The sequence below is a fragment of the Methanobrevibacter sp. genome, assembly GCF_045577275.1.
Lineage (GTDB): Archaea > Methanobacteriota > Methanobacteria > Methanobacteriales > Methanobacteriaceae > Methanobrevibacter.
In genome coordinates, this window is record NZ_JAZNIB010000330.1 from 1 (window position 1) to 7,670 (window position 7,670).

The following is a 7,670-nucleotide window of genomic DNA, read 5'->3' on the forward strand; positions in this document are numbered from 1 at the left end:
ATCAATTTAACGTTTATATATGTAGGGATTTTCAATGAATATTAAAGAAACTACAAGTGATTTCATAAAACAAAGTAAAAGAGTATTAAAAGTAGCTAGAAAACCAGATCGTGAAGAATTTTTCGATTTCGCTAAAGTTACTGCACTTGGTATTGCTATCATTGGAGTAATTGGTTTTATCATTGTTTTAATCGGTCAATTATTAGGCTTATAAGCCCAGTAAGACTGATTTTCATTATTTTTATTCAAATTTCAATATCTTATTTTTGAATATTTATTTCTTTTTCAGCTATTTTTAATTATTTTTCATAATAACTTCGGTTATTATATTTTCACTTTTTTCATTTTTAAAAATCCGAAAATTTGAAACATTTATATATAAGATATTACATATATATTTTTATTATATGAATCTAATTTTATTTATTTTACTTTAACATTCATATTTTCTTAAATTTAAATCGTAGATTTTAGTCTATAAATTATTTAAATTTGTTCTTTTCAAATTTGAATATGCTGCTGTTTTGTAATTTTACAAAAATAGGCTAGAATTGAAAGAAAGTGCTTCTATATGGATATTTAAATTAAGGAAAATAATTAAAGTTTATTTATATAACTATAACATTAATTTAATCTATAAATTTATTAATAATTGATAAATTTAATTATATAGGTGAATTTAAATGGAAGATAATCACAATTCCATATTTGCTCTAAAAACATCAGCAGGTCAAGAAAGAAATGTTGCAAGACTTTTAGCGATGAAGGCGGACAAGCCTGGAGTAGATATTAAATCAATCGTTGTGCCAGAATCATTAAAAGGTTATATTATTGTTGAATCTGCAACCAACCTTGATATGAAGAACCCTGATATGAAGGTTCGTCACTTAAGAGGTATTGTAGGTGCAAACAAGGATGGAACTATTGATAAGAGTAGTCAAATAACCTTGGAAGAAGTTAAGAAATTCTTAAAACCACAACCAATTATCTCCTCTATACAAAAAGGAAGTATTGTGGAACTTGTTTCCGGTCCTTTCAAAGGCGAAAAATCCAAAGTTGTCCGTTTAGATGAATCTCGTGAAGAAGTAGTTCTCGAGTTAATTGAAGCAGCAGTTCCGATTCCTGTTACTGTTAAAGCTGATCAAATTAGAATTATTAAAAAGGAGGCTGACTAATGGCTAAAGATACAGTTGAAGTTCTTCTCGAAGGTGGAACAGCTACTCCTGGACCACCATTAGGCCCTGCAATTGGACCTTTCGGTGTTAATATGATGCAAGTAGTTGACGAGATCAATAAAAAAAGTGCTGATTTCGCTGGTATGAAAGTGCCTGTAATTATTACTATTGACAGTAATACCAAAGAATTCGAAATCGAAATTGGTACCCCTCCAACAACTGCACTTATTATGGATGAACTTAAAATCGAAAAAGGTGCTCATGAACCTGGTGCTGAAGTTGCAGCTGATTTATCAGTAGAACAAGCTTTCAAAATTGCAAGAATGAAATTCGATTCATTACTCGCAAATGATTACAAAGCAGCAACCAAAGAAGTTATGGGTACTTGTGTAAGTATGGGTATTACCGTTGACGGTAAAGATCCAAGAGATGCTCAAAAAGCAGTTTCTGCTGGCGAGTACGATGATATCTTTGACAGCTTCGAAGAATAGATTCGAATCTGAAAAATATCATTTTCAAAAGTACTTACAATACTTAAAATTTATAACAAATTTATGCTTAATGTATTGTCTGTTTAAGTGATTAATTTGCATGATTGAATTATTTTAATTTTGATTGATTATCCTTTTAATCATAGCTTAATTTAATTTAATGTCAACAGCTTATTATGATAAATAGATAATATTTATTCACTTAATGTAAATGATGTTATGATTGTATTGTTTTACTTGTTCTAGAACAGTATGGTTGTAATTGATATATTGAAAGGAATCTAAAATTGATAAATGCTTTTTAAAGATTTTATTTAATTTGAAGATTTCTCGTAAAAAAATATCCAATGAACAAAGTTCATGGAGGATTTATATGACACAAGAGATTATTGATGCGGTGAAGGAGGCAAAAGAACAAGCTAAGCCGAGAAACTTCACTCAATCCATTGATGTTATCATAAACATTAAGGATTTAGATGTCAGAAAACCAGAAAACAGATTTAGCGAAGAAGTAGCTCTTCCTAACGGCCGTGGCAAAGAAATTAAAATCGGAGTCATTGCTGATGGTGAATTAGCTCTTGCTGCTAAAAATGCTGGTGTAGATGTCGTGATCTCCAAAGAAGATTTACAAGAATTTGGTAAAGACATTAAGGCTGCTAAAAAGGTAGTCAATTCTGTCGATTCATTTATCGCACAAGCTGATATGATGCCACTTGTAGGTAGATTCTTAGGTCGTATCTTAGGACCTCGTAATAAGATGCCTAAACCTGTACCTGCTAGTGCAAGAATCGAACCTTTACTCGAAAGAGTACAATCTACCATTAAAGTAGGTGTAAAACAACAACCTTCTATTCAAATCTTAGTTGGAACACAAGACATGGACGACGAGAAGTTAGCTGAAAATATTGAAGCTGTTCTTGCAGTATTAGACCGCAATTTAGAAAAAGGAAGAAACCAAATAAAATCCATGTATATTAAAGCGACAATGGGTTCAGTAGTGAGGGTGATTTAAGATGGCTCACGTTGCTGAATGGAAAAAAGAAGAAGTTAATGAACTTAAAGGTTTAATTGATTCTGCAGAAGTTGTAGGTGTTGTTAACTTATTAAACATTCCTGCTAGACAATTGCAAGAAATGAGAAAAACTCTCGCAGGAAAAGCAACTATCAGATTATCTAAAATTAACCTTATGAAATTAGCTTTAGAAGATTGTGATAATGAGAAAGCTAACATTACTGAGCTTTCAGATTATATGGAAGGTCAACCTGCACTTGTTTGTACCGACATGAATCCTTTCAGATTGTATAAAATATTAGAAGACAGTAAAACTTCTGCTCCTGCGAAAGCTGGTGCAACTGCTCCTGCTGATATTGTTATACCTGCTGGAGATACTGGTTTCCCACCAGGTCCGTTCCTCGGTGACTTACAACAAATAGGTGTACCTGCAAAAATCGACAAAGGAAAAATTGTAGTTTCTAAAGATACTGTAGTAGTCGAAGCTGGTGAAGAAGTTTCCAAACAAGTAGCTTCTGCTTTAACAAGAATGGATATCAAACCTATGGAAGTAGGTATGGATCTTAAAGCTGTATACGAAGATGGTTCTATCTTCAAAGCAGATGTATTAGCTATTGATGAAGAGGAAACACTTGCAGATATTCAAGCTGCATTTACTAAAGCATTCAACTTATCTGTATTTACTGCTTTCCCAACTAGCGAAACTATTTCAACTATTATCAGTACTGCTCATACTAAAGCATACAATGTTGCAATTGAAGCAGCTATTCCTACTGACAAGACTTCTGACATGTTAATTGCACTCGCAAACGCTAAGATGTTAGCATTAGCTGGTGAATTATCTTCTGATGCAATCGATGACGAAATTGCTAATAAATTAGCAAATGTTGCAGTTGCTGCAGCTCCTGTCGTTGAAGAAGCTGAAGAGGAAGAAGAAGTTGAAGAAGAGGAAGAAGAAGATAAAAGTGAAGAAACTGCAGCACTTGGATTAGGTGCTTTGTTCGGTTAGATAAAATTTAAAATTTATACTTTTTAATTGTTTAATTAGTGTTTTTTAAACACACAAGGGTTCAATATAAAAAAATAACATGTATTGAATTTTTTAAAAGAAAATAAATTATTATAACAAAAAACGGTGATAACATGGAATATATATATGCGGCAATGATTTTGCACACCACAGAACAAGATATTAATGAAGAAAATGTAACTAAAATCTTAGAAGCAGCTGGCGCTAACGTAGATGACTCTAGAGTTAAAGCTTTAATCGCAGCATTAGAAGATGTTGATATTGAAGAAGCTATGGAAACTACTGCTATGGCAGCAGCTCCTGCAGCAGCAGCTCCTGTAGCTGAAGCAGCAGCAGAAGAAGAGGAAGAAGAAGAGGAAGAAGAAGAAGACGAAGAACAAGCAGCTGCAGCAGCAACCGCTGGTTTAGGTGCTTTATTCGGATAGATTCTTTCTATCCTTTATTTTCTTTTTTTTTAAACAATTTTTAATGTTCGTATTTTTTCAAACTTTTTTTAAATTTAATCAGATTTTTTCTTTTTGACATTTTTATCCAATTTTTCACTATTTTGAATTGCTTTTTTCCAAATTAATCCTCTATACTAATTTTCAACAATATTTTTCAAATTATTCTTCTATACTAATTTTCAATAATATTTTTCAAAATCTATATATGCCTATTTGAATAAATTATTAATTATAAATATGGAGGGGAGATTGTGGTTTTTTGTCCAAATTGTGGTGCAGAGAATAATGATACTGCAAAGTTCTGTAAAAACTGCGGTAGTTCATTAAGCGGCGGAAATCCAATTAAAGATAATTATGTAGCTACTGGAAATGCGCCTTCTGCCCAAAGTGGAAATTCAAATTTCAATACTAATTCAAACAATTCAAATTCAAAATCTGACAATAAGAATCTGATCATCATTAGTTTGACAATCATTATCTGTGCACTTCTAATTGCAGGTGCTTTGGTAATGTTCTCAGGCAATGGCAATGATAATGATGACAGTGCACTTTCAGATTCAGCATCATTGAATGGTGCATCAGATACTGTAAATGAGTCTGCAGATGACTCCTCAACTTCTGATGATTCAACTGAATCAAGCACTGTTGCACAGGACAGTTCTCCACGGATTATAAGTGGTAGTTTCTCAACAGGAAGTTCAGCATCTGACAAGACTCACTGTACTGTTTATGTAGGATCTGAACATGCCGGAGAAAAGGTTAAAATCAGTGTATTATACAGTAATGATGGATATGCGTTAAATCAAGGTAAAATAGTGCCAAAAACTGTCAGCAGTGATGGTTATGTCAAAGTGGCAAGTGCATATGCATTTGATTACTATCCTGATGAGGCATATATCACATTATATGACAATAATGGAAATGTTCTTGACACTCAAACAGTGTACTTGAATGAAAACAGTGGAAAACAAACATTTAGTTAAGTTTTCCATTCTTTTATTTTTTTATTATTAAATTTTTTTTATAGAGATTTTTTTATTATTGAATTATTTTATTGTTAATTGTTTATTATTAAATATTTAATTTATTATCAAATTATTTAATTTATTATTTTATAATTAATTTATATTAGATTTTATTTTTTAATTAGGGGAAAAATATGAAATGTCCAGTTTGCGGATGTGAAAATCCTGATGATTATAAGTTTTGTCATGATTGTGGAAATCCTTTGATTTTAAATGATTTAAGCAATTCCGATGATTTTCCATCATTTGATAGCAAAAAATTAATTGTAATAGGTTATATTATAGCTATTCTATTCGGTTGGGGCAGTTTTATCCTTAGCTCTTTATTCAGTTCATTTGGATTTATAGGATTCATTGGACTATTTTTCCCAGGATTCATGTTAAACAGCAAAGATCCAAAGATTAGAAAGCATGCCTATATTCAATTGGCTATTATGATAATTGGTATAATCGTGACCTTCTGGGTCTTGTTTAAACATTGAATCCTTTGATATTTTGTGGTGATTTTTTGAATAGGAAACTGAAGATAGCATTATGCATAGTTATAGCATTGCTCATAGTTTCAGCAGGATTTTTGATTTGGTACTCAAATGATTATGCTCGTGCTGAAACTAGTGCAAAAGCTCTTTTAAATGGCACAGAAAATGTTTCTGTAACTGAAATCGATGGAGGATTATTCTTAGATGGTCCTGGAAATGAAAGTGCATTGGTCTTTTATCCGGGAGCTCAGATAGAATACAGTTCATACCTTCCTCTCTTAATGGAATTGTCCAATGATGGGGTGGATTGCTTCCTCTTGGAAATGCCATTGAATGTGGCGGTTTTAGATACTGATGCAGCAGATTCCATAATAGAAAATGGTGATTATAGTTATGATAAATGGTATGTTTCAGGTCATTCATTAGGAGGATGGGCTGCAGCAACATATGTTCATGACCATCCAGGAAAGAGCAATGGTTTGATACTCCTTGCAGCTTATTCCGATAAGGATTTGGAAAACACTCCAGTTTTATCAATTTATGGGTCTCATGATAAGAACCTAAACAAAGTGACATATGATGAATCTAAAGAGTTTATAGATGATAACTTAACAGAAATTGTTATTGAAGGCGGAAATCATGCCCAATTTGCATCATATGGCACAGATCCAAAAGATGGAAAGGCAAGCATTTCTCCGCAAGAACAGAGAAAACAGACTGAAAAAGCTATTTTAGATTTTATAAATAATTGATTTTTTCAATTATTCATTTTTTTATTTTTTAATTATTTTAATCAAATTCTTTTAGTTTATACTTTTTTCATTAAGTTTCTTTATTTATTATAATATTCTCATTTTTTTTAAAACTTAATCATATTATTATACAAACTATTTAATAGATTAAAATACAAATATATTTTTATTATAAAATAAATATTTCAACTATTTATTATATCATACTAATTTACTTGAAATTTAACAAAAATTTTTAAAAAAACAACGATTAAAACTGATTATTATGCTTAAAATATTTGAAGACTTAGGATATAAAAAACAAATATGTAAAACATGCGGCAATGAGTTTTACTCTCAAGTTGATAGAGACACTTGCGGGGATGCTCCATGTGATGAGTATGGATTTATTGGAAATCCTGCTACTGACAAGCCTTATGATTTATATGAAATTCAAGAAACTTTCAGATCTTTCTTGGAAAAAGAAGGTCACGAACATATATCTCGTTATCCAACTTTAGCAAAAAGATGGAGAGATGACGTATTTTTAGTTGGAGCTTCAATATTTTGTTTCCAACCATGGATTACTTCAGGTTTAGTGGAACCTCCAGCTAATCCTCTTGAAGTTGAACAGCCATCCATACGTCTTAACGATGTGGACAATGTAGGAAGAACCGGTAGGCACATGACCTGCTTTACCATGGGTTCACATACTGTAATCAACAAGCCTGAAAACTTCATCTACTGGGAAGATGAGACAATCCGTCTTTGCCATGAATTCTTCAAGTCAATCGGCATCAATACCGAAGAGATCACCTTCATCAAGTCATGGTGGAAAGGTGGAGGTAACGAAGGTCCATGTTATGAGGTATGCTGTCGTGGTGTAGAGCTTGCTACACTTGTTTTCATGCAATACAAAACACTTGAAAATGGTGAAAGGGAAGAAATTCCTATTAAAGTGGTGGATACCGGTTATGGATTAGAGAGAATTGCATGGATTTCACAAGGAACTCCTACTGCTTACGATGCATGTTTTGCTCCTGTTGTAGATAAGCTTAAGGAAATCACCAATGTCGAAGTCAATGAGGAGATATTGGCTAGAAATGCAGAAATTGCAGGAATGATGGACATTGAGGATATCGGTGATATAAGAGAGCTCCGTCAACAAGTGGCTGATAGCCTAAACATTAGTTTGGAAGAATATTTGGAAAATGCAGAACCTATGGAAGCTATCTATATCATTGCAGACCACACAAGATGTTTGGCTTTCATGTTAGCTGA

Annotated in this window: 10 protein-coding genes; all 10 read left to right on the top strand. The window is 32.3% G+C overall.

Annotation, left to right across the window (positions count from 1 at the left end):
- Positions 1–34 precede the first annotated feature (34 nt).
- Positions 35–214: a protein translocase SEC61 complex subunit gamma gene (locus tag ACKI67_RS09545; protein WP_407463299.1), complete on the top strand. Its 180-nt coding sequence runs from the start codon at positions 35–37 to the stop codon at positions 212–214.
- Between the two features lie 469 nt (positions 215–683).
- Positions 684–1,175: a transcription elongation factor Spt5 gene (locus ACKI67_RS09550; protein ID WP_407463300.1), complete on the top strand. Its 492-nt coding sequence runs from the start codon at positions 684–686 to the stop codon at positions 1,173–1,175.
- Positions 1,175–1,666: a 50S ribosomal protein L11 gene (locus ACKI67_RS09555; protein WP_407463301.1), complete on the top strand. Its 492-nt coding sequence runs from the start codon at positions 1,175–1,177 to the stop codon at positions 1,664–1,666. The genes ACKI67_RS09550 and ACKI67_RS09555 overlap by 1 nt, the downstream gene beginning before the upstream one ends.
- A 373-nt stretch (positions 1,667–2,039) precedes the next feature.
- Complete coding sequence (locus tag ACKI67_RS09560; protein ID WP_407463302.1) at positions 2,040–2,678, top strand: 50S ribosomal protein L1; 639 nt, start codon at positions 2,040–2,042, stop codon at positions 2,676–2,678.
- Position 2,679: 1 nt separating this feature from the next.
- The gene (locus ACKI67_RS09565) at positions 2,680–3,687 is read left to right on the top strand and encodes a 50S ribosomal protein L10 (RefSeq protein WP_407463303.1); all 1,008 of its coding nucleotides are present in this window, start codon (positions 2,680–2,682) and stop codon (positions 3,685–3,687) included.
- A 134-nt stretch (positions 3,688–3,821) separates the two neighbouring features.
- The gene (gene rpl12p / locus ACKI67_RS09570; protein WP_407463304.1) at positions 3,822–4,133 is read left to right on the top strand and encodes a 50S ribosomal protein P1; all 312 of its coding nucleotides are present in this window, start codon (positions 3,822–3,824) and stop codon (positions 4,131–4,133) included.
- A gap of 272 nt (positions 4,134–4,405) precedes the next feature.
- Positions 4,406–5,137 carry a zinc ribbon domain-containing protein gene (locus ACKI67_RS09575; RefSeq protein WP_407463305.1) on the top strand — a complete coding sequence of 244 codons (732 nt, stop codon included), beginning with the start codon at positions 4,406–4,408 and terminating at the stop codon, positions 5,135–5,137.
- A gap of 176 nt (positions 5,138–5,313) precedes the next feature.
- Positions 5,314–5,661 carry a zinc-ribbon domain-containing protein gene (locus ACKI67_RS09580; protein ID WP_407463306.1) on the top strand — a complete coding sequence of 116 codons (348 nt, stop codon included), beginning with the start codon at positions 5,314–5,316 and terminating at the stop codon, positions 5,659–5,661.
- A 26-nt stretch (positions 5,662–5,687) separates the two neighbouring features.
- Entirely contained in the window at positions 5,688–6,410 is a 723-nt protein-coding gene (locus ACKI67_RS09585; RefSeq protein ID WP_407463307.1) for an alpha/beta hydrolase, read from the top strand.
- Between the two features lie 265 nt (positions 6,411–6,675).
- Positions 6,676–7,670: alanine--tRNA ligase-related protein (locus ACKI67_RS09590; RefSeq protein WP_407463308.1), on the top strand; the 995-nt coding region annotated here is incomplete at its 3' end.

Bases quoted from the DNA above. Each gene is read 5' to 3' on its own strand.
- ACKI67_RS09545 (WP_407463299.1), top strand. From the start codon at position 35: ATGAATATTAAAGAAACTACAAGTGATTTCATAAAACAAAGTAAAAGA.
- ACKI67_RS09550 (WP_407463300.1), top strand. From the start codon at position 684: ATGGAAGATAATCACAATTCCATATTTGCTCTAAAAACATCAGCAGGT.
- ACKI67_RS09555 (WP_407463301.1), top strand. From the start codon at position 1,175: ATGGCTAAAGATACAGTTGAAGTTCTTCTCGAAGGTGGAACAGCTACT.
- ACKI67_RS09560 (WP_407463302.1), top strand. From the start codon at position 2,040: ATGACACAAGAGATTATTGATGCGGTGAAGGAGGCAAAAGAACAAGCT.
- ACKI67_RS09565 (WP_407463303.1), top strand. From the start codon at position 2,680: ATGGCTCACGTTGCTGAATGGAAAAAAGAAGAAGTTAATGAACTTAAA.
- rpl12p (WP_407463304.1), top strand. From the start codon at position 3,822: ATGGAATATATATATGCGGCAATGATTTTGCACACCACAGAACAAGAT.
- ACKI67_RS09580 (WP_407463306.1), top strand. From the start codon at position 5,314: ATGAAATGTCCAGTTTGCGGATGTGAAAATCCTGATGATTATAAGTTT.